Here is a 25,223-nt window from a genome sequence, read left to right as displayed (position 1 = left end):
GGATGGCTAGGGTGGGTCAACTGAGCTCGTTTTCCGCTCAGTTGACGCACATGTCCACCGGCGTGCGTCAAGGGCGCGCGGTCGTCCCGAGGGTGGTGAGCGCGGCGGCGTGCGCCCCTCCTGACTCGGCCACGATCTCGTCGAGCGTCTGCGGGGTGCGCACGGTCGCGAAGGCGACACCCCCGCCCGCGTCCGGCGCGAACCCGTAGATGCCGGGCCGCGCGAGGGAGTTGTAGGCGTAGTGGTGGGCGAAGTAGTACGCGCCCGTGTCCAGCGCCGCCGCGTAGTCGCCCTGTTCGAGCAGCGGGAGCGCCCTCGCCTCGGCGAGCAGGTCGCCCGAGAAGCAGGCCGGCCCGGCGATGTCCTGCACCACGTCGGCCCCCGCCTTCGGCCGCCCCTTCCCGTCGTACGCGGCGATCCTGAGCGGCCACGACCCCGGCACGTACACCGTCCGCGTCGCCACCTGCACGCCCGCGTGCGTCACCGCGACCGGCCGCCCGCCCGCGCTCTTGGCGTACTCCACCCGCGCCACGATCGTGCCGTGCTTGGCCAGCAGTGACCGCCCGAACTCGGTCACCAGCCCGTACCGCCCGTCGAACAGCCCCGGCACCGCCTCGCTCAGCAGCCGCGCGTACTGCGCGTACGTCGGCGCCGTCGCGTCCGAGCCGAAGTTCACCGGCAGCCCGCCGCCGATGTCGAGGGTGTCGATCTGCGGGCGCCCGATGTGCCGGTTGATCTCCTCGGCGAGCGCGTACGTCTCCGCGACCCCCTGCGCCATCAGGGACAGCGGGATGCCCTGGGAGCCGGTGTGCGCGTGCAGCCGGTTCAGCCAGGGCCGGTCGGCGTAGGCGCGCACGAGCCACTCCCGGGCGCCGGGGTCGCGCAGCGCCACCCCGAACTTCGAGGTCGCCGTCGCCGTCGAGGTCGCCCCGATGGAACCCCCGCCGATCTGCGGGTTCACCCGGATCCCGAGCGGCGAGCGACTCGGGCCGGACCGCATGAGGGCGTCGATGCGGTCCAGCTCCTGCGGATTGTCGGCGTTGACGGCGATCCCGAGGGCGAGGGCTTCCCGCAGCTCGGCCGGTGTCTTCGCGGGCGAGTCCAGCACCGTCTGCTGCGGGGTGAGCCCCGCCGCCCGCGCCAGCGCCAGCTCGCCCGGGCTCGCCACCTCCGCGCCGATCCCGGCCTCCCGCAGCAGCCGCAGCACCGGCACCAGCGGGGTCGCCTTCACCGCGAAGGCGTGCAGCACCGGGGTGCCGGGCGCGGTGACGGCGTCGAACGCGGCCCGCAGCTCGGCCGCCGACTCCCGGATGCCGGTGACGTCGAGCAGGCCGACGATCGGGGAGTCCGGCCCCAGCAGCCCCTGCTCCACCACGGCCCGCACCGCCTCGTCCCGCCGGACCGGACGGTCCCCTTGCTGTCCGATGTCCACGCCGTCCCCCGTCAGGTCGTTGTCCGTGCCCATGCATCCAGCCAAACATCTGTGCAGCGCCTGCGTTGAGGGACTACGCCTATTGACTAGTTCTATTCAGTTGGTCAGGATGTGAATAGAGAGCGAAAACAATCCGCTAGGAGGCAGACCATGTCAGGACCCCGCCCCGTCCGAGCGCCGCGCGGTACGGAACTGAGTGCCCTGGGATGGCAGCAGGAAGCCGCCCTGCGGATGCTCCAGAACAACCTCGACCCCGAGGTCGCCGAGCACCCCGACAAGCTCGTCGTCTACGGCGGCACCGGCAAGGCCGCCCGCGACTGGCGCTCCTTCGACGCGATGGTCCGCACGCTGCGCACCCTGAAGCAGGACGAGACCATGCTGGTCCAGTCCGGCCGCCCCGTGGGCGTCATGCAGACCCACGAGTGGGCCCCGCGCGTCCTCATCGCCAACTCCAACCTGGTCGGCGACTGGGCCAACTGGGAGGAGTTCCGCCGCCTGGAGGCCCTCGGCCTGACCATGTACGGCCAGATGACCGCCGGCTCCTGGATCTACATCGGCACCCAGGGCATCCTCCAGGGCACCTACGAGACCTTCGCCGCCGTCGCCGCGAAGAAGTTCAACGGCACCCTCGCGGGCACCATCACCCTCACCGCCGGCCTCGGCGGCATGGGCGGCGCCCAGCCCCTCGCGGTCACCATGAACGACGGCGTCGCGATCTGTATCGACTGCGACCCGCGCGCCATCGAGCGCCGTATCGAGCACCGCTACCTCGACGTCAGGGCCGACAACCTCGCCCACGCGCTCCAGCTCGCCACCGAGGCCCGCGACCAGCGCAAGCCGCTGTCCATCGGCCTCCTCGGCAACGCCGCCGAGCTGCTCCCGCAGATGCTCGCCGAGGGCGCCCCCATCGACATCGTCACCGACCAGACCTCGGCGCACGACCCGCTGTCCTACCTGCCGGTCGGCGTCGCCTTCGAGGACATGGCCGACGCGGCGGCGAAGGACCCGGCCGGGTTCACCACCCGCTCCCGTGAGTCCATGGCCCGGCACGTCGAGGCCATGGTCGGCTTCATGGACGCCGGCGCGGAGGTCTTCGACTACGGCAACTCCATCCGCGGCGAGGCCCAGCTCGCGGGCTACGACCGCGCCTTCGCCTTCCCCGGCTTCGTCCCCGCCTACATCCGCCCCCTCTTCTGCGAGGGCAAGGGCCCCTTCCGCTGGGCCGCCCTGTCCGGCGAGGCCTCCGACATCGCCAAGACCGACAAGGCGATCCTCGACCTCTTCCCCGAGAACGAGTCCCTCGCCCGCTGGATCAAGATGGCCGGCGAACGCGTCCACTTCCAGGGCCTGCCCGCCCGCATCTGCTGGCTGGGCTACGGCGAGCGCGACAAGGCCGGCGAGCGCTTCAACGACATGGTCGCGAGCGGCGAGCTGGCGGCGCCCCTGGCCATCGGCCGCGACCACCTGGACGCCGGCTCGGTGGCCTCGCCGTACCGCGAGACCGAGGCCATGCTCGACGGCTCCGACGCGATCGCCGACTGGCCGCTGCTCAACGCCATGGTCAACGTGGCGTCCGGCGCCTCCTGGGTCTCCCTCCACCACGGCGGCGGCGTCGGCATGGGCCGCTCGATCCACGCCGGCCAGGTCACGGTCGCCGACGGCACCAAGCTCGGCGGCGAGAAGGTCCGCCGCGTCCTCACCAACGACCCCGGCATGGGCGTCATCCGGCACGTGGACGCGGGCTACGACATCGCGGAGTCGGTCGCCGACGAGCGCGGCGTGCGGATCCCGATGCGCGAGGGTGACCCGGCGTGACGCAGACGTCCCACGGCAGCTCGTTCCACACCATGTGGCGCGAGCTGCTCCCCATCGGCCGCCACCCCGACTCCCACGGCTACCGCCGCTTCGCCTGGACCCGCGCCGACGCCGAATGCCGGGCCTGGTTCAAGGAGCAGGCCGAGGCGCGCGGGATGAGCTACGAGCTCGACCGGAACGGCAACCAGTGGGCCTGGCTGGGGGACCCGGCCGCCGGGGACGCCGTCGTCACCGGGTCGCATCTGGACTCCGTGCCCGACGGCGGGGCCTTCGACGGGCCGCTCGGCGTCGTGTCGTCCTTCGCCGCGCTCGATGAACTGCGCGCCCGTCGGGTGGAGTTCACCAAGCCCCTCGCCATCGTCAACTTCGGCGACGAGGAAGGCGCCCGCTTCGGGCTCGCCTGCGTCGGCTCACGGCTCGCCTCCGGGCAGCTCACCGTCGAGCAGGCGCACCGGCTGACCGACGGCGAGGGGATCAGCCTGCCCCGGGCCATGGAGGCCGCCGGGTACGACCCCGACGCCATCGGCGCCGACCACGAGCGGCTCGGCCGCATCGGCGCCTTCGTCGAGCTGCACGTCGAGCAGGGCCGCGCGCTGGACCTGTCCGGCGACCGCGTCGGCATCGCCAGCGCCATCTGGCCGCACGGCCGCTGGCGCTTCGACTTCCGGGGCGAGGCCAACCACGCCGGCACCACCCGTCTCGTCGACCGGCACGACCCCATGCTGTCCTACGCCGAGACCGTCCTCGCCGCCCGCCGCGAGGCCGAACTCGCCGGTGCCGTCGCCACCTTCGGCAAGATCTCCGTAGAACCCAACGGCGTCAACGCGATCCCCTCCCTAGTGCGCGGCTGGCTCGACTCCCGCGCCGCCGACCAGGCGAGCCTGGACCAGGTGGTCGGCGGGATCGAGAAGGCCGCCCGGGAGTACGCCGACGCCCACGGCATCGCCCTCGACATCGTCCGGGAGTCCTTCACCCCCGTCGTCGAGTTCGACCACGCCCTGCGCGACGAACTGGCCCGCATCCTGGGCAAGGAGGCGAAGGACACGGACTTCACCGTCCCCGTCCTGGGTACCGGTGCCGGACACGACGCCGGGATCCTGTCCGGGACGATCCCGACCGCCATGCTGTTCGTACGCAACCCCACCGGCGTCTCGCACTCCCCGGCCGAGTCCGCGGCCGAGGACGACTGCGTGGCCGGGGTCCTCGCCCTCGCCGACGTACTGGAAGGACTGGCCACCTCGTGACGACGTACTGGCTGGAGCACGCCTGGCTCGACACCCACGTCGAGCCGGGCGTCGCCGTCGAGGTCGCGGACGGCCGGATCACCGCCGTCCGCACGGACGTGCCCACCCCGCCGCCCGGCGCCGAGATCCTGCGCGGCCTCACCCTCCCCGGCCTCGCCAACGCCCACAGCCACGCCTTCCACCGCGCCCTGCGCGGCACCGTCCAGGTCGGCTCCGGCACCTTCTGGACCTGGCGCGAGGTCATGTACGCCACCGCCGACCGGCTGACCCCGGAGAGCTACCACGCCCTCGCCCGGGCCGTGTACGCGGAGATGGCGCTGGCCGGCGTCACCTCCGTCGGCGAGTTCCACTACCTCCACCACGCCCCCGGCGGCACCCCCTACGCCGACCCCAACGCCATGGGCGAGGCCCTGATCGCGGCCGCCGCCGACGCCGGCATCCGCATCACCCTCCTCGACACCGCCTATCTCTCCGCCGGCTTCGGACAGCCCCCCAACGCCCACCAGCTCCGCTTCTCCGACGGCACCGCCGAGGCCTGGGCCGCACGCTGTTCACTTCTCAAGGAACGGGATCACGCGCGGATCGGGGCCGCGATCCACTCCGTACGGGCCGTGCCCGCGGGCCAGTTGGCGACCGTGGCCGCATGGGCCGAGGAGCGGCGGGCCCCGCTGCACGTCCACCTGTCCGAGCAGACGGCGGAGAACGACGCCTGCCAGGAGGCCCACGGGCGCACGCCCACCCGGCTGCTCGCCGACCACGGCGTCCTCGGCCACCGCACCACCGGTGTCCACAACACCCACCTCACCGACGAGGACATCGCCCTCCTCGGCGGTTCGGGGACCGGCACCTGCATGTGCCCGACCACCGAGCGGGACCTCGCCGACGGCATCGGACCCGCCGTCGCCCTCCAGCGGGCCGGCTCCCCGCTCTCCCTCGGCTCCGACAGCCACGCCGTCATCGACCTGCTCGAAGAGGCCCGCGCGATGGAGCTGAACGAGCGGCTGCGCACCCGCACCCGCGGTCACTGGACGGCGGCGGCGCTGCTGCGGGCCGCCTCCGCCGACGGCCACGCGGCCCTCGGCTGGGACGAGGCGGGCACCATCGAGCCCGGCGCCCTCGCCGACCTCACGACGATCGCGCTCGACTCGGTCAGGACAGCGGGCCCGCTGCCCCGGCTGGGCGCCGAGACGGCCGTATTCGCGGCGACGGCAGCGGACGTACGGCACACGGTCGTGGGCGGCCGGCAGGTCGTACGCGACGGGGCGCACACGCTCGTACCGGATGTGCCGCAAGCCCTCGCGCGGGCCGTCGACGCCCTCCGCGGCTGACCATCACCCCCAAGGACGCCACCCTCAAGGACGCCACCGCCATGAGCAGCACCGTCATCACCAACATCGCCGCGCTCGTCACCAACGACCCCTCCCTCGGTGACAACTCCCCCCTCGGTCTGATCCAGGACGCGGCCGTCGTCATCGACGGCGACCACGTCGCGTGGACCGGTGAATCAAGCAAAGCACCCGCCACTGACAATCGCGTCGACGCCCAGGGGCGGGCCGTCCTGCCCGGGTTCGTGGACTCCCACTCCCACCTCGTCTTCGCGGGCGACCGCACCCAGGAGTTCAACGCCCGCATGTCGGGCCGCTCCTACACCGCGGGCGGCATCCGCACGACGGTCGCCGCGACCCGCGCCGCGAGCGACGCCGAGCTCGAAGCGAACCTCACCCGCTATCTCGCCGAGGCCCTGCGCCAGGGCACGACGACCTTCGAGACGAAGTCCGGCTACGGCCTCACGGTCGAGGACGAGGCCCGCGCCCTGCGCATCGCCGCCGCCCACACCGACGAGGTCACCTACCTCGGCGCGCACATCGTCTCCCCGGACTTCGCGGACGACCCGGCGGCGTACGTGGCCCTCGTCACCGGCGAGATGCTCGACGCCTGTGCCCCGTACGCCCGTTGGATCGACGTCTTCTGCGAGAAGGGCGCCTTCGACGGCGACCAGGCCCGCGCGATCCTCACCGCCGGCAAGGCCAAGGGCCTGCACCCGCGCATCCACGCCAACCAGCTGTCCTACGGCCCCGGCGTCCAGCTGGCCGTCGAACTCGACGCCGCCAGCGCCGACCACTGCACCCACCTCACGGACGCCGACGTCGACGCCCTCGCGAACGGCGACACCGTCGCCACGCTGCTGCCCGGCGCCGAGTTCTCCACCCGGGCTCAGTGGCCGGACGCCCGCCGCCTCCTGGACGCCGGCGTCACCGTGGCCCTGTCCACCGACTGCAACCCGGGCTCGTCCTTCACCTCGTCCGTCCCGTTCTGCATCGCGCTGGCCGTGCGGGACATGGGCATGACCCCGGACGAGGCGGTCTGGTCCGCCACGGCGGGCGGCGCGGCCGCCCTGCGCCGCACGGACATCGGCAGGATCACCCCGGGCGCCCGGGCGGACCTCACCCTCCTCGACGCCCCCAGCCACGTCCACCTGGCCTACCGGCCGGGGGTGCCGCTGGTGAGCGGGGTATGGCGACGGGGCGTGCGCGTCGTCTGACACACACGCCCCGCACCTGAAAAACAGGGGTCAATCCTCGACGGTCAGCCCTTTTCGCAGCCGCACCAGCGTCCGCGACAGCAGCCGTGACACATGCATCTGCGAGATGCCCAGCTCGTCACCGATCTCCGACTGGGTCATGCCCGCCACGAAGCGCAGGGACAGGATCTTCCGGTCCCGGGCGGGCAGGTCGGCGATGAGAGGCTTCAGGGACTCCACGTACTCGATGCCCTCGATGCCGTGGTCCTCGTAGCCGATCCGGTCGGCCAGCGCGCCCTCGGCGTCGTCCTCCTCCGGCTGCGCGTCCAGCGACGACGCGGTGTACGCGTTGGAGGCGGCCATGCCCTCCACGACCTCGTCCTTCGTCAGCCCCAGGCGCTCGGCGAGCTCGGCCACCGTCGGCGCCCGGTCCAGCTTCTGCGCCAGTTCGTCGCCGGCCTTGGCCAGGTCGAGACGGAGTTCCTGAAGGCGGCGAGGCACCCGCACCGACCACGAGGTGTCGCGGAAGAAGCGCTTGATCTCGCCGATGATCGTCGGCATCGCGAAGGTGGGGAACTCCACACCGCGGCTGAGCTCGAAGCGGTCGATCGCCTTGATCAGGCCGATCGTGCCGACCTGGATGATGTCCTCCATCGGCTCGCTGCGGGAGCGGAAGCGGGAGGCGGCGAACTTGACCAGGGCCAGGTTGAGCTCGACGAGCGTGTTGCGGACGTACGAGTATTCGTGGGTGCCCTCCTCCAGCGACTCCAGCCGCGCGAAGAGGGTCTTGGACAGGGCTCGTGCGTCCACCGGCCCCACCTCGTCGTACGGGGGGATCTCCGGAAGCCCGGCCAGCAGGTCGTCCCGCTGGTCCTGCTCGATCCGTTCGATCTGCTCGATGGGATCCAGCTGTTCCGGGGGGGATGCCGACGTCGCGATGTGGGTATGCGATGCGTCGAGCCGGGGTGACATGATGTCCTCCATCGTTCTCGGCATGTGGCTGCCGAAGCCGTGCGTGCACTGCGGTGTGCGGCGCCTCCAAAGCCGGCCGTGTCGAGTACGTGTCCCTACTAGGCCTACCCGCTATCCCGACCTCGCCGCAAGTGCGTTCTGTGGGGAAATGTCCGTTTGTGTGCGGATGTTCAGGTGTCAGGGTGTGTGAGGAAGGCGTAGTGTTCGAGGGCGTCAACAGCAGCCACGACGTCGGGAGAGAGAGACGGCATGGACCGCGGGACGGTCGGCAGCGCACAGTCTGGCCGGCTTCTGGTCGAGGTGCGGGAAGAGGGCGCCAGCGCCGTCGTGACCCCGGCAGGTGAGCTCGATCACCACACGGCCGATTTGTTGCGTGAGCCACTCGAGGAGTGCCTCGCCAAGGGCTTCAGCCGCCTGGTGATCGACTGTTCGCGCCTGGAGTTCTGTGACTCCACGGGCTTGAACGTACTGCTCGGGGCGCGATTGAAGGCGGAGGCCGCCGGGGGTGGGGTGCATCTCGTGGGGATGCTGCCCGTCGTGGCGCGCGTCTTCGAGATCACGGGCGCGGACGCGGTCTTCACCGTGCATGACACGCTCGACGCGGCCCTGGCCGACGAGTCCGGCTGAGCCGGTCCGTGCCGGCCGCGCGGGGGTCGCCGCCGTCCCGGGTGGCATGCCGGTTTTCCCCGCGTGCCGCTTTCCGTACCGAAACAGGGGGTGTTCTGCCGGTTCGGTCGGGCAGGAGACATCCGGGAGGTCGTGGAGGCGGCATCCTGGACGTCGCGGAGGCGACATCCGCAAAAGTCGCGCGGGGGACACGCCGCGACGTGACTATTGAATCGCGCATTTGATGACTTGGTGAATCGGTGAGGTGAAGCGCTGATGAGCAGCACCCGGCCTTACTCGCCGGGCGACCGCGGCCGGGAGGCCGACGGCGCTTCCGGGGCGTCCGAAGGGGGTGTGGTCGTGCCGTCTGAGTCCTCGGCGGGCCGGCAGGTCCGCAGGCTGAGCTTCGACGGTGCGAGCGGGGTCGTCCCGCTGGCCCGTGACTTCGCCCGGCAGGCGCTGTACGCGTGGGGCTGGCTGCCCGCCGCCACCGCGGACCAGCGGGCCGCCGCCGAGGACGTGCTGCTCGTCGTCTCCGAGCTGGTCACCAACGCCTGTCTGCACGCCGAGGGGCCGGACGGGCTGATGATCGCCTGCGACAACAAGGTGATCCGGGTCGAGGTCTCCGACCGCGGCGCGGGCCAGCCGGCGCCCCGCACCCCGCACCGCGCGGGCCGCCCCGGCGGCCACGGCATGTTCATCGTGCAGCGGCTGTGCCTGGACTGGGGAGTCGTCCGCAGCCCCGGGGTGACGGGCAAGACGGTCTGGGCGGAGCTCGGAGCGCCCGCGTAAGCACCCACTGGCGCGTGTGGCGCAGGTCACACTCGCCGATGTCACAAATGGACCGGGTCCTTCAGTCCTAGGTGTGTAAGGCCAAGCAACGGCTAAGGAGCACACCATGGAAGCCCGGATCTCCCCCCACGGCACCCCCCTCCTGGGCAAGGTCCTGCCCCACCTCATCGCGGCGAACAAGGCGGTCGCCGAGTCCGGCGTGCCCGCCGCGACTCAGGAGCTGGTCAAGATCCGTGCGAGCCAGATCAACGGCTGCGGAGCCTGCCTCGACATGCACACCAAGGAGGCCGTCGCCGCGGGAGAGACCCAGCACCGCCTCCTCATGGTCGCCGCGTGGCGCGAGGCCAAGGCCTTCACCGAGCCGGAGCGGGCGGCGCTGGAGCTGACGGAGGCGGGCACCCGGCTCGCCGACGGGTCCGGAGTGCCGGACGACGTGTGGCAGAACGCCGCGAAGCACTACGACGAGGAGCAGCTGCTCGCCCTCGTGATGCTGATCGGCGTCATCAACTTCTTCAACCGCATGAACGTCATGACCCGCCAGCCGGCCGGCGACTACCAGGTCGGCATGCTCCACTGACTCGACCGGGGCGATACGACCGAGGCGCGGCCGGGACCTGTACGAGGGGTCCCGGCCGTCGCCGTTCCCCACCCCCGGGCCTCCACCCGAACCCCCTTCGGTGCGCGCCGGATCGTCACAACTCCGGCGCGCACCGTGTCTTCCTTCCTCACGACCCCGGGCGTACCTTGACGGCCGAATCTGATGTGCCGTCAGGAACCGAGGAAGAGGGAGCGGAACCGTGTCGTACCGGAATCGAACCGCCGCGCTCGCGTCCGCCGCGGCCCTGGCCGGCTCGGCGGTGCTGATGGCCGCCCCCGCCGCCCATGCCGAGGTCGTCGACGTCAAGTACCAGTGCAAGACACCGATCGGCGACAAGAGCGCCGTCTCGCCCATCGACATCAAGGGCGTCAAGAGCGGCAGCGGCTACAAGATCACCATGTCCTGGCAGAAGGGCGTCTCCTCCAGCCCGGTCGACCTGGGCAAGGGCGCGATGGCCCCGAGCGCGGTCATCAAGCTGGGCGGCGCCGACAGCGGCACCCTGAGCGTGTCCGGGCCGGCCAACCAGGCGGTCGTCCCTGCCAACACGCCCATAAAGATCAGCGACTTGAGCGGGACGTACACCCCGAAGAAGACCGGCAAGGTCACCTTCACCGCGGGCGTCCTGACGATCAAGGCCCTCGGCACGACCACCACCTGCACGCCCACGAACGACCCCGGCCCGTCGCTCACCCTGGACGTCACGGCCGCGGGTGGCGGTTCCGGCGGCACCGGCACCCAGAGCGGCACCGACTCCGGCGGCGAACTCCCGCAGACCGGCCCGGAGGACTCGGCGATCGCCCTCGGCACCCTGGGCGGCACAGTCCTCCTCGCGGGCGCGGCCGGCACGCTGTGGCTGACGAGGAGGCACCAGGCGGCGGCTCGCCGGTGATCCGGTGAACCGTACGGCAGCCGCGGGCGCTGTGAGCCGTACGGCAGCCGGAGACCCCGCCGCCGATCGCGTGAGCTGTACGGCAAGCCGGTGACCCCCCTGACCTCGCGAGCCGCACGCCAGCCGGACACCCGCCGCACCCGTAAGCCGTACGACAGCCGGAGCCGCCGATGCCGTCCGCCGTCCGTGTCCTGGGCCTGACCCTCCTCGCCCTGCTCGCTGCCGTCCCGGTCGCGCACGCCGCCGCCGGTGACGACGGCTGGTCGGCCGCGCCCGCCGGGGAGGCGCGGCCGTCGTTCTACGCCGAGGGCGGGCCCGGCACGGTCCTGGAGGACACGGTGTCCCTGACCAACCGCGGACGCACGCCCGTGGACGTCTCACTGCGCGCGGAGGGCGCCGAGGTCACGTTCGCGGACGCCCGCCTCCGGCTGCCCCCGCGCACCCGCACCGAGGTGCCGTTCACGGTGACCGTCCCGGCCCGCGACGCCACCGCCCGGCTCGTCGCGCGCGACAGCGACGGCACCACTCGCCGGGTCTCCGTCCATCTGAGAGCCACCGTCCCCACGGTGGCTGCCCTGACCGTCGAGCACGTCTCCGTGCACGCCGACCGCATCACGTACGAGCTGGTCAACCGCGGTACGACCGCACTCGCACCCCGGCTCGCCGTCCACGCCGACGGCCTCCTCGGCCCCCTCCTCGACCGCTCCCCGCGCACCCTGCCCGTCACCCTCGCGCCGGGCAGCCGCACCGAGCTGAGCGAGCCCTGGGACGGCCCCGCGCTGGACTCCGTCGAGGTGCGGCTGACGGTCACGGCGGCGGGCGGGGCGCGGGACGAGGCGCGGGTCTCGGCGGGCGTCGGGCCGTGGGGCGGGGTGGGGGTGGCGGTGGCCGGGGGTGCGCTGGTCTTCATACGGCGGCTGTCTGTCGCACGGCGGCTGTCTGTCGTACGACGTCGTGGGCGTCGCGGCACGCCCCCGGCCGAACCCCCTTCTCCGGAAACCGAGTTGACGGGAGCGGTGTCGTGAAGCTGCGGATGCTCGGGGCGGTGGTGCTGGCGCTGCTGCTGGCGTCGGTCTCGGTCGGGCCGGTGCAGGCCACCGAGGGGCCCGTCGTCAGGCTGTCCAAGTCGCAGGCGGGTACCGGCGGTTCGGTCACCGTCACCGGCAGCGGCTGGCGGGCGAAAGCGCTGCTGATGATCCTCGTCTGCGGCCAGGCCGTGCCCGCGCGGGGCGTGCCCGGCGGCACCAACTCCTGTGCCAACGCCGACGGTCGGGCCGTCACCACCGACGCCAAGGGCCGGTTCAGCAGGAAACTGCCGGTCGCCGAACCTCCGGTGCCCTGCCCCTGTGTGGTGCACGTGGCGACGGTGACCGGGGCGAAGGCGGAAGCCGACGCCATCTTCCAAGTGGCCGGGCACGCCGTGGAGCCGCTGCCCGCCGAGACCTCCGGCGGACGGCTGTCGGTCCTCACCGACACCCGCCTCGACGGCTCTAGTGGGCTGCTCACCTGGTTCGGGGCGCCGCCCGCCCGCACCCTGGTCTTCACCGTCGGCAACGTCGGCACCTCGGCCGTCAAGAACCCCGTCTTCCAAGTCGGCACCTCCCACGGCGTGTTCGCCCCGCAGTGGGAGGAACAGCAGTGGCGCGGCACGATCGAGCCCGGCAGGAAGGCCCGCGTCGAGCTGCCCGTCGAGCTGACGGGCGGCGCGCACGGTGACTACACGGTCTCGCTGAAGTACGGCGGCAAGGTCCTCGCCGAGCAGCCCTGGGGGGTGGGCCGCCCCTGGGGCGTGACCCTGTTCTGGGTCCTGGTCTGCCTGGTCGTGCCCGCCGCGCTGTTCCGCCTCGGGATGGCCGTGGTCGACCGGGTGCGGCCGCGCCGCCCGGGCCGCCCGCGGCGGGCCCCCGCCCGGCTGCGGCCCCCCGCCCGGCTGCGGCGGCCCGAACTCACCCTGCGGCTGCCGGGGTTGCGCAGCGGCCCCGCCGAACAGCCGCCCCCGTCCTCGACCCTGCCGTGGTTCACCCCGGACTCCGATCCGGGCACGGCCGGTCGGCTCTCCGCACCGCACGACGACAGCCCGACGACCCCCACCAGAAAGGGATCCACGTGAGCAAGCGAAGGAGAGCCGTACCCGACCGTGCGAGAGCCGCGCTGGCGCTCTGCGGGGCAGGTGTCCTGCTCGGCGTCGCGGTCGCGCCCGCGCAGGCCGCGGAGGTGTCGTACGCGACCCACTGCGTGCCGCCCGCCGGCGTCGGCCTCGACCCCGTGGACGGCACCACCAAGGTGGAGATCACCGCGCCGGCCACCGCCAAGGTCGGCGACGAGGTCGAGGTGGTGTGGAAGTTCGTCCAGGCCGCCTCGAAGAACCCCGACCTCATCGACATCGGGGAGAACCAGGTCAAGCCGACCGGCACCCTCAAGGCGGCCGGCGCGCAGAGCGCCGACATCGCCATGGCGGGGCCGCAGCAGAACCCGCCCATCCCCAAGGGCGGCGACATGGTGCTCTCCGACATGAAGGGCACGCTCAAGCTGACGACGGCGGGCGAGGTGACGCTGACGCCGGACGCGTACACGATCACCGCGTACGGCACGGACACCAAGTGCACGCCGAGCGCGCAGGTGCCGGCGGCGGCGACGATCGACGTGCAGGCGGGCGACGGGAGTTCACCGACCCCGACCACGTCCGAGGAGCCGAGCCCGACCTCCACTGCGTCCGAGACCGCCTCGCCGACCCCGAGCGCCACGCAGTCCGACGGCGGACAGACCGACTTCCAGGGCAAGGTCGTCGACATCCCCTACAGCTGCAAGTCGCCGATCGGCGAGCAGAAGGCGACGTCCACGATCCAGATCAACGCCAAGAAGGACGGCGGGAACTACGGCCTCACGGTGCAGTTCAAGAAGTCCCCGATGAACAGCCCGGCCAACATCCCGAAGGACTCCATCAAGCCGTCCATGGAGGTCGTCCTGGGCGGCGCCGACAAGGGCTCGGTCCCTGTGGAGGGCCCGACCAACGCCGGGGACATCAAGGCGGGCGACCCGATCGAGATCCCGGACATGACCGGCACCTACAAACCGGGCGCGACGGGCGAGTCGACGCTGTCGCCGGGCGTCCTGACGATCAAGGCCCTCGGTACGACGACCACCTGCACGCCGGACTCGACCTCGGTGTCCCTGAAGCTCGACACCACGCAGCAGGAGGGCGGCGCAGCGGGCGGCTCCTCGACCGGCGGCTCCTCCGCGACCGGCGGCGGCTCCTCCTCGGGCGGCCTGGCGGCGACCGGCGCCGAGGACCACGGCGCCCTGAAGGCCCTGGGCCTGGTGGCCGGCACGGCCCTTCTGCTGGGCGCGGCGGTGTTCACGTTCCTGCCGGGCAGGCGACGCCTCTAGGCATGCTCTCGCACGAGGGCGCCGACGGCGCGTTTGCCTGCAAGATCACGGATGGCATAGCGCCCTCCGGGATCACGTGAGCAAGCAAGCAATTGCACGACCCGCCGCCGCCTCGGCCGTCCCCGCCGTGGCCAGGCCGGTGCCGGTCGCCGTGAGAACGGCCGCGAGCGCGCCGCCCGCCACCAAGAAGTCGACGGTGATGTGCGGCTTCAGCAGCTTCACCCGCTCCTGGTCGGTCGAGACCAAGGCCTGAGGCCGCAGCCGTGCACGGACGAGAGGGCCGCCGCACCCGCGTGGTGCGGCGGCCCTCTCACTGCATGTCTGCCCGGCCCGTTGTGGACGGGAGCGTCAGTGCACGTCGCCCATCAGCGACTTCACCTTCCGCCGGTACATCCACACCGCGAAGCCCGCGAGGGCGGCGAGCGCCGCCTCTCCGAACACCGCGGGCGTGCCGCTCAGGTCGACGCCGGCGATGGCCGGGTTGGACAGCAGGCTGGTGACCGAGTCGCCCGCGGTCACCGCGAGGAACCACACGCCCATCATCTGGCTGGCGTACTTGGCCGGGGCCATCTTCGTCGTCACCGACAGGCCGACCGGGGACAGGCACAGCTCACCCACGGTCTGGATGAAGTAGATGCCCACCAGCCACATCGGGCTGACCGCGGTCCCGTCGGCCGCCATGGTGAGCGGGATCAGGAAGAAGAAGAACGAGACGCCGATCAGGACCAGACCCATCGAGAACTTCACGATGGTGCTGGGCTCCTTGCCCTGGCGGTTGAGCCACACCCAGACGAAGGCGAAGACCGGGGCGAGGGCCATGATGAACAGCGGGTTCAGCGATTGGTACCAGGAGGTCGGGAAGTCGAAGCCGAGCAGCGAGGTCGCCGCCTTGCCCTCACCGAACGCCTGCACGGTGGACGCGCCCTGGTCGTAGATCATCCAGAACACGGCGGCCGCGACGAAGAACCAGATGTAGCCGGTCATCTTCGACTGCTCGGTGGCCGAGAGTTCCTTGTCCCGCTTGATGCGCAGCAGCACACCCGCGGGGACGACCAGGCCGATGACCGTGAGCGGGATCATCGCCCAGTTCAGGGTGAAGTGGCCGGTGAAGCCGACGACGCCGTAGAAGACGGTCGCGATGATCACCCAGGTCAGGCCCTTGCGCAGCCACGACGCCCGCTCTTCGGCCGCCAGCGGCTTGGGCACGACACTGCTCTGCGGGCTCAGGTTGCGGGTGCCGAGCAGGAACGCAACCAGGCCGATGGCCATGCCGACCGCGGCCATGCCGAAGCCGAGGTGCCAGCTGACCTTCTGGCCGACGGTGCCGATCGCCAGCGGGGCGAAGAAGGCGCCCGCGTTGATGCCCATGTAGAAGATCGTGAAGCCGCCGTCACGGCGCGGGTCGTCCGGACCGTCGTACAGGTGGCCCACCATCGTGGAGATGTTGGCCTTGAGCAGACCGGAACCGGCCGCGACCAGCGCCAGACCCGCGAAGAACGGGGCCTGGCCGCCGGGCAGCGCGAGCGTGATGTGGCCGGCCATGATCGTCACGGCCGCGATGGCCACCGTCTTGCGGGGGCCCCAGACGCGGTCGCCGAGCCAGCCGCCGGGCATGGCGAGCAGGTACACCATCGCCGAGTAGACGGAGACGATCACCGTGGTGGTGGCCACGTCCATGGCCAGGCCGCCGCCCATGCTCCCCTTGCCGGCATCGGGGCCGCCGGAGAGCAGGTAGACGGTGAGCAGGGCTTTCATGCCGTAGTAGGAGAAACGCTCCCACATCTCCGTCATGAAGAGGGTGGCCAGTCCGCGAGGGTGGCCGAAGAAGGTCTTCTCGGTGCCGGTGCCGGGGGTGCCCGGGCGGGTCGAGTCCTTCGTCAGGCTGGACGCCATTGGTCGTTCCTTGCTGGTGGGGGCGCGCAACGTGTCAAGGCTGGCGGTGGCCGGCCCGCACACAAAAGAGACCTTCAGCGTGAACTGCTCTGCCAAAGGTCCCCGTGCTGCAAAAGGCGTCTTTCACCATACGGCAGGACAGTGCCGGAAATGGAAGGACTTGAGAGATGGATCACAGGTGTCAAGGGAACCCTGCACACCTTTTCCCAGGCTCTCACCAGGCTCTCACCTCTGGTACTTAGGTTCGTACCAGAACGCCCCATGGTAAGAATCACGCGCTTGCGATCACACCCCAGCATCTGCATTCCGCGGTCTACCATCAGCTCATGACCCGTGTACTGCTCGCCGAGGACGATGCGTCCATCTCGGAGCCGCTGGCCCGCGCCCTGCGCCGGGAAGGGTACGAGGTCGAGGTGCGTGAGGACGGCCCCACCGCACTCGACGCCGGAATGCAGGGCGGTGTCGACCTGGTCGTGCTCGACCTGGGTCTGCCCGGCATGGACGGCCTGGAGGTCGCCCGCCGGCTGCGCGCCGAGGGCCACGCCGTGCCGATCCTCATCCTGACCGCGCGCGCCGACGAGGTGGACACCGTCGTCGGTCTGGACGCGGGCGCCGACGACTACGTCACCAAGCCCTTCCGCCTCGCCGAACTGCTCGCCCGGGTCCGGGCCCTGCTGCGGCGCGGCGCCACCGAGCCCGCGCAGCCGCCGGCCACCCACGGTGTGCGGATCGACGTCGAGTCGCACCGCGCCTGGATGGGCGACGAGGAGCTCCAGCTCACCGCGAAGGAGTTCGACCTGCTGCGCGTCCTCGTGCGCGACGCGGGCCGGGTCGTCACCCGCGACCAGCTGATGCGCGAGGTCTGGGACACCACCTGGTGGTCCTCCACCAAGACCCTCGACATGCACATCTCCTGGCTGCGCAAGAAGCTCGGCGACGACGCGGCGAACCCCCGCTACATCGCCACCGTGCGCGGTGTCGGCTTCCGCTTCGAGAAGAGCTAGCCGACCCTCGTGCGCCGCCGCCTGATCCAGTCGACGCTCGCCGTCGTCCTCGTCGTCATCGCCGTGTTCGGGGTCTCGCTCGTCATCGTCGAGACCCGGACCATCAGCAACAGCGCCCAGGAACGCGTCGACTCCGAGGCGGTCCGGCTGGCCAGCATCGTCGACAGCCGGCTGCTCGGCGAGCAGACCGTCGACGCGGAGGTGCTGAAGGAGCAGGTCACGGGGGAGCGGTACGCCGAGATCCACATCCCCGGCGAGCCGGTCATCGAGGTCGGCGCCAAGCTCACCGGTGACGTCATCAGCTCCACCGAGAAGGGCGAGGAGGGCGAGACGGTCACCGTCCAGGAGCCGCGCTCGTCCGTCACCCGGGAGGTCGGCCGCACCCTGCTGATCATCGGCGCGGTGGCGCTGCTCGCGGTGATCGCCGCCGTGCTGCTGGCCGTACGACAGGCCAACAAGCTGGCCTCGCCGCTGACCGACCTCGCCGAGACGGCCGAGCGGCTCGGCTCCGGCGACCCGCGGCCCCGGCACAAGCGCTACGGCGTCCCCGAGCTGGACCGGGTCGCCGACGTCCTCGACGGCTCCGCCGAGCGCATCGCCCGTATGCTCACCGCCGAGCGGCGCCTCGCCGCCGACGCCTCCCACCAGCTGCGCACCCCGCTGACCGCGCTGTCCATGCGCCTGGAGGAGATCACCCTCACCGACGATCCGGACACGGTGAAGGAGGAGGCGACGATCGCGCTCACGCAGGTCGAGCGGCTGACGGACGTCGTCGAGCGGCTGCTCACCAACGCCCGCGACCCCCGCACCGGCTCCGCCGTCTCCTTCGACCTCGACGAGGTCATCCAGCAGCAGCTCGCCGAGTGGCGCCCTGCCTACCGCAGCGCGGGCCGGGCCATCGTCAGCTCCGGCAAACGGCATCTGCGGGCGGTCGGCACGCCGGGCGCGGTCGCGCAGGTGCTGGCGGCGCTCATCGAGAACTCGCTCATGCACGGCGGCGGCACGGTGGCGCTGCGCACGCGCGTCACCGGCAACCAGGCGGTCATCGAGGTCACCGACGAGGGCCCCGGGGTGCCGGCCGACCTGGGCGCGCGGATCTTCGAGCGGACGATCAGCGGGCGCAACTCCACGGGCATCGGACTGGCGGTCGCGCGTGACCTCGCCGAGGCGGACGGGGGGCGCCTGGAGATGCTTCAGGCGCAGCCGGCGGTGTTCGGGCTGTTCCTGTCGCGTACGCCCCTGAAGAAGCCGACGCTGGACGACCAGGAGCCCACGGTCCGATAGGGCTTGTGTTGTGTGGCAGGTGCGGCGCCGTCGTGGCTGGTCGCGCAGTTCCCCGCGCCCCTCAGGGACGTCAGCTGACCCTTTGCTCGGAACGCGGCCTGCGTTCCGCCTCCGCCACGATCTGCTCCGCGCTCGCCACCAGCTCCGGCGCCGGCAGGGCCTTGAACACCCACGTGCGGTACGACCAGAAGCGGAACAGCGTCGCGATGCCGATGCCGAGGAACTTGAAGACGTTGCTCTCCAGCGGGCTGTCCCAGCCGAAGCCGTACGTCGCCACGTACAGCACGCCGTTCTCGATCACCAGGCCGACCGCGCTGAACAGCAGGAACAGCGTCAGCTCCTTCGTACGGCCGCTCTTGTCGCGGTCGCGGTACGTGAAGTAGCGGAAGCCGATGTAGTTCGAGACGATCGCGACGACCGTCGCGATCACGCTGGCGCGCACCACCTGGAGGTCGGTGGTGTGCCGTACCAGGTTGAAGACGAGCAGGTTGACGAGCAGTCCCGCACCGCCCACGGCGCCGAACTTGGCGATCTCGTGCACGAGCCTGCGCAGCCCTGAGGAACCACGTCCCATGGAAGTACAGGCCCCCAGTCGGTCGGTTTCGTCGACGTCGGTCGGTTTCGTCAACCCAGCCATGCTAACCATCCCCCCTGCCAGTTGCCTGCGGGCAGACGTATGCGGCCGTAAAGAAGCTGGTATGAGCGGGGAAAACCGGGCGGAAAGCAGGCACGAAGCGGGCGGAACAGGAGCGGAAACCGGCCGCCGTGGCGTGGCCGATACCCTAGGAGCGTGACGTTCCCGGTAGTCGGCATGGTCGGCGGGGGCCAGCTCGCGCGTATGACACACGAGGCAGGCATCCCGCTCGGCATCAGGTTCAAGCTCCTCAGTGACACCCCTCAGGACTCCGCGGCGCAGGTCGTGAGCGATGTCGTCATCGGCGACTATCGCGATCTCGACACGCTGCGTGAGTTCGCGAGGGGCTGCGACGTGATCACCTTCGATCACGAACACGTACCCACCGAGCACCTCAGGGCTCTGGAGGCGGACGGCATCCCCGTGCGCCCCGGCCCCGACGCTCTCGTGCACGCCCAGGACAAGGGCGTGATGCGGGCGCGGCTCGACGCGATCGGGGTGCCGTGCCCACGGCACCGGATCGTGAGCGACCCGGCCGATGTGGCCGCCTTCGCGGAAGAGGGCGATGGCTTCCCGGTCGTGTTGAAGACCGTCCGCGGCGGCTACGACGGCAAGGGCGTGTGGGTCGTCGACTCCGTCGAGGAGGCCGAGGACCCCTTCCGGGCCGGTGTGCCCGTCCTCGCCGAGGAGAAGGTCGACTACGTCCGCGAGCTCGCCGCCAACGTCGTCCGCTCCCCGCACGGCCAGGCCGTCGCCTACCCCGTGGTCGAGTCCCAGCAGGTGGGCGGCGTCTGCGACACCGTGATCGCCCCGGCCCCCGACCTGGACCCGGCGCTCGCGCTGGAGGCCGAGGAGATGGCGCTGACCATCGCCAAGGAACTGGGCGTCGTCGGCCACCTCGCCGTCGAGCTGTTCCAGACCCGCGACGGCCGCATCCTCGTCAACGAGCTGGCGATGCGCCCGCACAACAGCGGCCACTGGTCGATGGACGGCGCGATCACCAGCCAGTTCGCCAACCACGTCCGGGCCGTCCTCGACCTGCCGCTCGGCGACCCGCGCCCGCGCGCGAAGTGGACGGTCATGGTCAACGTCCTCGGCGGCGACTACCCGGACATGTACTCCGCGTACCTGCACTGCATGGCCCGCGACCCCCAGCTCAAGATCCACATGTACGGCAAGGACGTGAAGCCCGGCCGCAAGGTCGGCCACGTCAACACCTACGGCGACGACCTGGACGACGTGCTGGAGCGCGCACGTCACGCTGCCGGTTACCTGAGAGGCACCATCACCGAATGAGCCCTGTCGTAGGCATCGTCATGGGGTCGGACAGCGACTGGCCCGTCATGGAGGCCGCCGCCCAGGCCCTCGACGAGTTCGAGATCGAGTACGAGGTCGACGTCGTCTCCGCCCACCGCATGCCGCGCGAGATGGTCGCGTACGGCGAGGAGGCGGCCGGGCGCGGCATCAAGGTGATCATCGCGGGTGCGGGCGGCGCCGCCCACCTCCCCGGCATGCTCGCCTCCGTCACCCCGCTGCCGGTCATCGGCGTGCCCGTGCCGCTGAAGTACCTCGACGGCATGGACTCCCTGCTGTCGATCGTGCAGATGCCGGCCGGCGTGCCCGTCGCGACCGTCTCCGTGGCCGGCGCCCGCAACGCCGGGCTCCTCGCGGCCCGTATCCTCGCCACCTCCGACGAGGAACTCCTCGGCCGCATGCGGGAGTTCCAGCAGGAACTCAACGACCAGGCCACCGAGAAGGGCAAGCGGCTGCGCGCCAAGGTCGAGGGGGCCGGCGGCGGCTTCGGCTTCGGTTCGGGGAAGTGACGGCCATGTCCTCGCTGGACACCGCCCGGGAACTCCTCGCCGAGTTCCCGGTCGTCGACGGCCACAACGACCTGCCCTGGGCCCTGCGCGAACAGGTCCGCTACGACCTCGACGCCCGTGACATCGCCACCGACCAGAGCGCCCATCTGCACACCGACCTCGCCCGGCTGCGGGCCGGCGGGGTCGGGGCGCAGTACTGGTCGGTGTACGTCCGCGCGGACCTGCCCGACGCGGTGCCGATGACGCTGGAACAGATCGACTGCGTACGGCAGTTGATCGACCGGCACCCGGCCGACCTGCGGGCCGCGCTGACCGCGGCGGACATGGAGGCGGCGCGGTCGGAGGGCCGTATCGCCTCCCTCATGGGGGCCGAGGGCGGCCACTCGATCGCCAACTCGCTCGCGACGCTACGCGCGTTGTACGCGCTCGGCGTCCGCTACATGACCCTCACCCACAACTACAACAACGACTGGGCGGACTCGGCGACCGACGAGCCGAACGCCGGCGGCCTCACGGCCTTCGGGCGGGCGGTCGTGGGGGAGATGAACCGCGAGGGCATGCTCGTCGACCTCTCCCATGTGGCGGCGACGACCATGCGGGACGCGCTGGACGCCAGCCGGGCGCCGGTGATCTTCTCGCACTCCTCGTCCCGGGCGGTCTGCGACCATCCGCGCAACATCCCCGACGACGTCCTGGAGCGTCTGCCCGCCAACGGCGGGGTCGCGATGGTGACGTTCGTGCCGAAGTTCGTCCTCCAGGCGGCCGTGGACTGGACGGCGGCGGCCGACGAGAACATGCGCGAGCACGGCCTCCACCACCTGGACACCACCCCCGAGGCGATGAAGGTGCACCGCGCCTTCGAGGAGCGGCACCCGCGCCCGGTCGCCACCGCAGCGACCGTCGCCGACCACCTCGACCACATGCGCGAGGTCGCGGGCATCGACCACCTCGGCATCGGCGGCGACTACGACGGCACGGCGTTCACCCCGGACGGCCTGGACGACGTGTCGGGCTACCCGAACCTGATCGCCGAGCTCCTCGACCGCGGCTGGTCCAAGGCGGATCTGGCCAAGCTGACCTGGCAGAACTCGGTGCGGGTGCTGGGCGCGGCCGAGGACGTGGCCCGGGACCTTCAGGCGACGCGCGGCCCGTCCAACGCGACGATCGAGTCACTGGACGGCTGAGCGCCGGTCTCGTGCAGGGCGGGGTAGTCGGTGTAGCCGGCCGCCCCGCCCACGTACATCAGGTACCGGTCCCGTACGGGGTTCAGGGGCGCCCCGAGCCGCAGCCGGTCCACCAGGTCGGGGTTGGCGAGGAACGGCCGCCCGAGGGCCACCAGGTCGGCGCCCGCGGCCAGCATGTCCCGCGCGGCCCGGGTGACCGCCTCGGTGGTGAGGCCGGTCAGCACCGGGTTGCCGATCAGGGTGCCGGGCCAGTCGGCGCGGATGCGGCGGTACCAGTCGGTCGCCGGGTCGGCGTGCACGAGGTGCAGATAGGCGAGGCCCAGCTCCTTCAGACGGGCCACCAGCGCCGGGTAGAGGGTGTCGGTGTCCTCCTCGACGATGCCGTTGACCGTGCCGCCGGGGGAGACCCGTACGCCCACCCGGTCGGCGCCGATCGCGTCCGCGACCGCCTCGGTGACCTCCACGGTGAACCGCACCCTGCGCGCCACGGGGCCGCCGTACGCGTCCGTCCTGCGGTTGGTGTTCGCCGCCAGGAACTGGTGCAGCAGATGCCCGTTGGCCGAGTGCACCTCCACCCCCTCGAACCCCGCCTCGACGGCCCGGCGCGCGGCCGCGGCGAAGTCGGCGGCGGTGGCGCGGATGTCGTCGAGGCCCATCTCCCGCGGCACGACGGCCGGCTGGTGCCCGCGCGGGGTGAAGATCGTCTCCGGGAGCGGGACGGAGGAGGGGGCGACGGGGTGCAGCCCGGTGGTCTCCGGGTGACTGACCCGCCCGCCGTGCTGGAGCTGGAGGAACATCCGCCCGCCTGCCGCCCGCACGGCCCCGGTGACCCGCCGCCAGCCCTCGACGTGCCGGTCGGTGTGGATCGCGGTGATGTTCGGGTACGTCTGCCCGACCGCGTTGGGCGTCGCCGCCTCGCCGATGATCAGACCGGCGGAGGCGCGCTGGGCGTAGTGGGTGACCATCAGGTCGGTCGGGGTGCCGTCGGCCTCCGCGCGATTGCGGGTGAGCGGGGCCATCACGAGGTGGTGGGGGAGGGCGAGGCGGCCGAGGCGGGCCGGGGCGAGGAAGTCCGTTGAGTTCGTCATGCCGGGACGGTAGAACTTGACACTGATGTCAGATTCAAGCCCGTTCGGAGGCGGTGGCAGGGATGCGGATCGGTGAACTCGCCGGGCGGACCGGCGTCAGCGAACGCTCGCTGCGCTACTACGAGACTCAGGGCCTGCTCGCCGCCGACCGCACGCCGGGCGGCCACCGGGACTACCCCGAGGCGGCCGTGGACCGCGTCATCCGGATCCAGGAGCTGTACGCGGCCGGCCTGCACAGCGACAAGATCCGCCAGCTGCTCCCCTGCATGCGCGACCAGGACGGCGGCCCCTCCACCGTCGCCACCCCACGCCTCGTCGCCGACCTCACCGCCGAACGCGACCGCATCGACCGCATGATCGCCGACCTGGTCCGCTCCCGCGACACGCTGGACGAGGTCATCCAGGCCGCCCAGGTCGACTAGTACGCCGAACGCCCCACCCACCAGGAAGCCCCCCGCGCCCCGTGCGACGGTGACGGTACTGCTGATCATGTCGCCGACCACGACGTACGGAGCCCCGCCATGGCAGATCTCCAGGACGAACTGCACACGACGACCGAGGTCGGCGCGCTCGACGAGCTGCCCGACCCGTTCGCGGAGACGGTGGAGGCGGCGCAGTCCTACACGCCCGTCTCCGACCCGGACACCGAGCCCCTGGAGCGGGCGCACGCCATCCTCGCCGCGCACCCCGTCGCCGACGGCTACAGCGGACTGCCCTGGGCCCTGCGGCACCTGTCCTGGTTCGACCTCGAACTCGGCGAGAGCGCCGTCGACACGGACGTGCCCCGGCTGCGCGAGGGCCACGTGGGCGCCCTGTTCTGGTCGCTGCACCTGCCCGAGAGCATCGGCGGGGACCGTGCCGTGGGCGCCACCCTGGAACAGCTGGACCTGGTGAAGACGGTCGTCGGGGCCCATCCGGAGGGCCTCCGGCTCGCCCACACCGCCGGCGAGATGGCCGACGTACGGCACTGCGGCCGCGCCGCCGTCCTGCTCGGCCCCGCCGGTGCCGCCGCCCTCGGCGACTCCCTCGGCATCCTGCGCTCGCTGCGCGCTCTCGGCCTGCGCGCCCTCACCCTGTCCGGCGCCTCCTGGGCGAGCGAGGCGGGCCTCACCCGGTTCGGCGAGGAGGTGCTGCGCGAGATGAACCGGCTCGGCGTCCTCGCCGACCTCTCCGGCGCCTCCGCGGACACCGTCCGCCGCGCGCTCGCCGTCTCCAAGGCGCCGCTGCTGTGCACCCGCTCCGCCGCCCGCGCCCTGCGCCCGCACCCCGCCAACCTCCCCGACGACCTGCTCACCGAGCTGGGCGCCGCCAAGGGCCTGTGCATGGTGCCGCTCACCGCCGAGCAGACCGGCCCGAACGTGCGGGACGTGGCCGACCACCTCGACCACGTCCGCGCCGTCGCCGGTCCTGAGTGCGTCGGCCTGTCCGGCACCTACGACGCCGGCACCGCCCACCCGCAGGACCTCGCCGACGCCTCCTGCTACCCCCACCTCGTCGCCGAGCTCCTGCGCCGCGACTGGTCCGAGTCCGACATCGCCCTGCTGACCTGGGGCAACGTCCAACGCGTCCTGCGCAGCGCGGACTTCACGGCCCGCGCCGCCCGGGAGCGACGCGAGCCGTCGACGGCGAAGATCTCAGACCTGGACGGGTAGTCGCCGGTGCGGGTCGATCCGGCAGAGGCAGAAGGGATGCCCCGCCGGATCGGCGTACACCCGGAAGTCCTCCTTGTCCGCCGCGTGCAGCGGCCGCGCGCCGAGCGCCAGCACCTTCTTCTCCGCCTCCTCGACCTCCTCCCACGTCGACCCCGCGTCGAAGTCGAGGTGGAACTGCTGCGAGTTGCGGTCCGCGCGCGGCCACTCCGGCGGGGTGTACCCCTCGGCCCGCTGGAAGCAGAGCCGGGGACCGCCCGGCACGTCGAGCACCACCCACTCGGGATCGTCGTCCTGGGGGGTGCCGCCCAGCACCCCGGCGTAGAACCGGGCGAGCGCCCGCGCGTCGGGGCAGTCGAGGACGACGGAACGGAAGCGGGTCACGGCGGTCATCGGGTTACCTCCCGG

General features: G+C 71.8%; 25 protein-coding genes. 19 read left to right on the top strand and 6 right to left on the bottom strand.

What is annotated here, in order from left to right; translation table 11 throughout:
- Nucleotides 1–67: 67 nt before the first annotated feature.
- Entirely contained in the window at nucleotides 68–1,465 is a 1,398-nt protein-coding gene (locus CRP56_RS17245) for a diaminopimelate decarboxylase (protein WP_257040806.1), read from the bottom strand.
- Between the two features lie 117 nt (nucleotides 1,466–1,582).
- Between CRP56_RS17245 and hutU the strand changes: the two genes are divergently transcribed.
- From hutU to hutI, 4 genes are read left to right on the top strand one after another with little or no spacing between them, the layout of a single operon-like run.
- A complete protein-coding gene (gene hutU / locus CRP56_RS17240) occupies nucleotides 1,583–3,247 on the top strand; it encodes a urocanate hydratase (RefSeq protein WP_097265003.1) in 1,665 nt (554 codons plus the stop codon).
- Nucleotides 3,248–3,279: 32 nt separating this feature from the next.
- The gene (locus CRP56_RS17235) at nucleotides 3,280–4,491 is read left to right on the top strand and encodes an allantoate amidohydrolase (RefSeq protein ID WP_097274154.1); all 1,212 of its coding nucleotides are present in this window, start codon (nucleotides 3,280–3,282) and stop codon (nucleotides 4,489–4,491) included.
- Nucleotides 4,488–5,819 carry a formimidoylglutamate deiminase gene (locus tag CRP56_RS17230; protein WP_097265000.1) on the top strand — a complete coding sequence of 444 codons (1,332 nt, stop codon included), beginning with the start codon at nucleotides 4,488–4,490 and terminating at the stop codon, nucleotides 5,817–5,819. Before CRP56_RS17235 ends, CRP56_RS17230 begins: the two co-directional genes overlap by 4 nt.
- Nucleotides 5,820–5,860: 41 nt before the next feature.
- Entirely contained in the window at nucleotides 5,861–7,033 is a 1,173-nt protein-coding gene (gene hutI / locus CRP56_RS17225; protein ID WP_097264998.1) for an imidazolonepropionase, read from the top strand.
- A gap of 30 nt (nucleotides 7,034–7,063) precedes the next feature.
- Here the strand turns inward: hutI and CRP56_RS17220 are convergent, their stop codons facing one another.
- Nucleotides 7,064–7,996, bottom strand: coding sequence for an RNA polymerase sigma factor SigF (locus CRP56_RS17220; protein ID WP_179851045.1), 933 nt, complete (start codon nucleotides 7,994–7,996; stop codon nucleotides 7,064–7,066).
- A 237-nt stretch (nucleotides 7,997–8,233) separates the two neighbouring features.
- On the opposite strand from CRP56_RS17220, the gene CRP56_RS17215 reads away from it, so the two are divergent.
- From CRP56_RS17215 to CRP56_RS47595, 8 genes are all read left to right on the top strand, one after another.
- Entirely contained in the window at nucleotides 8,234–8,611 is a 378-nt protein-coding gene (locus CRP56_RS17215) for an STAS domain-containing protein (RefSeq protein WP_097264996.1), read from the top strand.
- A 255-nt stretch (nucleotides 8,612–8,866) separates the two neighbouring features.
- Nucleotides 8,867–9,382 carry an ATP-binding protein gene (locus tag CRP56_RS17210; protein ID WP_097264994.1) on the top strand — a complete coding sequence of 172 codons (516 nt, stop codon included), beginning with the start codon at nucleotides 8,867–8,869 and terminating at the stop codon, nucleotides 9,380–9,382.
- 106 nt (nucleotides 9,383–9,488) lie between these two features.
- Nucleotides 9,489–9,959, top strand: coding sequence for a carboxymuconolactone decarboxylase family protein (locus CRP56_RS17205; protein WP_097264992.1), 471 nt, complete (start codon nucleotides 9,489–9,491; stop codon nucleotides 9,957–9,959).
- Nucleotides 9,960–10,179: 220 nt separating this feature from the next.
- A complete protein-coding gene (locus CRP56_RS17200; RefSeq protein ID WP_097264990.1) occupies nucleotides 10,180–10,869 on the top strand; it encodes an LPXTG cell wall anchor domain-containing protein in 690 nt (229 codons plus the stop codon).
- Between the two features lie 170 nt (nucleotides 10,870–11,039).
- Complete coding sequence (locus CRP56_RS17195) at nucleotides 11,040–11,894, top strand: hypothetical protein (protein WP_097264988.1); 855 nt, start codon at nucleotides 11,040–11,042, stop codon at nucleotides 11,892–11,894.
- Nucleotides 11,895–11,902: 8 nt separating this feature from the next.
- Nucleotides 11,903–12,979, top strand: coding sequence for a hypothetical protein (locus CRP56_RS17190; RefSeq protein WP_097274149.1), 1,077 nt, complete (start codon nucleotides 11,903–11,905; stop codon nucleotides 12,977–12,979).
- Entirely contained in the window at nucleotides 12,976–14,256 is a 1,281-nt protein-coding gene (locus CRP56_RS17185; protein ID WP_097264986.1) for a hypothetical protein, read from the top strand. The genes CRP56_RS17190 and CRP56_RS17185 overlap by 4 nt, the downstream gene beginning before the upstream one ends.
- 76 nt (nucleotides 14,257–14,332) lie before the next feature.
- Nucleotides 14,333–14,509 carry a hypothetical protein gene (locus CRP56_RS47595; RefSeq protein WP_179851044.1) on the top strand — a complete coding sequence of 59 codons (177 nt, stop codon included), beginning with the start codon at nucleotides 14,333–14,335 and terminating at the stop codon, nucleotides 14,507–14,509.
- Between the two features lie 95 nt (nucleotides 14,510–14,604).
- Here the strand turns inward: CRP56_RS47595 and CRP56_RS17180 are convergent, their stop codons facing one another.
- A complete protein-coding gene (locus CRP56_RS17180) occupies nucleotides 14,605–16,149 on the bottom strand; it encodes a peptide MFS transporter (protein ID WP_097264984.1) in 1,545 nt (514 codons plus the stop codon).
- A 326-nt stretch (nucleotides 16,150–16,475) separates the two neighbouring features.
- Here CRP56_RS17180 and CRP56_RS17175 point away from each other — a divergent pair, with 326 nt between their 5' ends.
- Together CRP56_RS17175 and CRP56_RS17170 are read left to right on the top strand one after the other, a co-directional pair.
- The gene (locus tag CRP56_RS17175; RefSeq protein WP_097264982.1) at nucleotides 16,476–17,153 is read left to right on the top strand and encodes a response regulator transcription factor; all 678 of its coding nucleotides are present in this window, start codon (nucleotides 16,476–16,478) and stop codon (nucleotides 17,151–17,153) included.
- Between the two features lie 9 nt (nucleotides 17,154–17,162).
- Nucleotides 17,163–18,437: an ATP-binding protein gene (locus tag CRP56_RS17170; RefSeq protein WP_097264980.1), complete on the top strand. Its 1,275-nt coding sequence runs from the start codon at nucleotides 17,163–17,165 to the stop codon at nucleotides 18,435–18,437.
- 70 nt (nucleotides 18,438–18,507) lie between these two features.
- On the opposite strand, the gene CRP56_RS17165 is transcribed toward CRP56_RS17170, so the two are convergent.
- Entirely contained in the window at nucleotides 18,508–19,011 is a 504-nt protein-coding gene (locus CRP56_RS17165; RefSeq protein WP_097264978.1) for a GtrA family protein, read from the bottom strand.
- A gap of 216 nt (nucleotides 19,012–19,227) precedes the next feature.
- On the opposite strand from CRP56_RS17165, the gene CRP56_RS17160 reads away from it, so the two are divergent.
- From CRP56_RS17160 to CRP56_RS17150, 3 genes are read left to right on the top strand one after another with little or no spacing between them, the layout of a single operon-like run.
- Nucleotides 19,228–20,367, top strand: a complete 1,140-nt coding sequence (locus tag CRP56_RS17160; RefSeq protein WP_097264976.1) for a 5-(carboxyamino)imidazole ribonucleotide synthase — start codon at nucleotides 19,228–19,230, stop codon at nucleotides 20,365–20,367.
- Nucleotides 20,364–20,894, top strand: coding sequence for a 5-(carboxyamino)imidazole ribonucleotide mutase (gene purE, locus CRP56_RS17155; RefSeq protein WP_097264974.1), 531 nt, complete (start codon nucleotides 20,364–20,366; stop codon nucleotides 20,892–20,894). The genes CRP56_RS17160 and purE overlap by 4 nt, the downstream gene beginning before the upstream one ends.
- A 5-nt stretch (nucleotides 20,895–20,899) precedes the next feature.
- The gene (locus tag CRP56_RS17150) at nucleotides 20,900–22,078 is read left to right on the top strand and encodes a dipeptidase (RefSeq protein WP_097264972.1); all 1,179 of its coding nucleotides are present in this window, start codon (nucleotides 20,900–20,902) and stop codon (nucleotides 22,076–22,078) included.
- Here the strand turns inward: CRP56_RS17150 and CRP56_RS17145 are convergent.
- The gene (locus CRP56_RS17145; protein WP_097264970.1) at nucleotides 22,027–23,166 is read right to left on the bottom strand and encodes an alkene reductase; all 1,140 of its coding nucleotides are present in this window, start codon (nucleotides 23,164–23,166) and stop codon (nucleotides 22,027–22,029) included. The two genes, CRP56_RS17150 and CRP56_RS17145, sit on opposite strands and share 52 nt — an antisense overlap.
- 62 nt (nucleotides 23,167–23,228) lie before the next feature.
- Between CRP56_RS17145 and CRP56_RS17140 the strand changes: the two genes are divergently transcribed.
- Nucleotides 23,229–23,588 carry a MerR family transcriptional regulator gene (locus CRP56_RS17140; RefSeq protein ID WP_097264968.1) on the top strand — a complete coding sequence of 120 codons (360 nt, stop codon included), beginning with the start codon at nucleotides 23,229–23,231 and terminating at the stop codon, nucleotides 23,586–23,588.
- Between the two features lie 99 nt (nucleotides 23,589–23,687).
- Complete coding sequence (locus CRP56_RS17135) at nucleotides 23,688–24,818, top strand: dipeptidase (protein ID WP_097264966.1); 1,131 nt, start codon at nucleotides 23,688–23,690, stop codon at nucleotides 24,816–24,818.
- Here the strand turns inward: CRP56_RS17135 and CRP56_RS17130 are convergent.
- Nucleotides 24,801–25,208, bottom strand: a complete 408-nt coding sequence (locus CRP56_RS17130; protein ID WP_097264963.1) for a VOC family protein — start codon at nucleotides 25,206–25,208, stop codon at nucleotides 24,801–24,803. The two genes, CRP56_RS17135 and CRP56_RS17130, sit on opposite strands and share 18 nt — an antisense overlap.
- Between the last annotated feature and the right edge of the window lie 15 nt (nucleotides 25,209–25,223).

This window comes from Streptomyces sp. TLI_55 (genome assembly GCF_900206255.1).
Lineage (GTDB): Bacteria > Actinomycetota > Actinomycetes > Streptomycetales > Streptomycetaceae > Streptomyces > Streptomyces aquilus.
The sequence above is the reverse complement of the archived record's forward strand: the minus strand, read 5'-3'. Positions and strand labels throughout refer to the sequence as shown.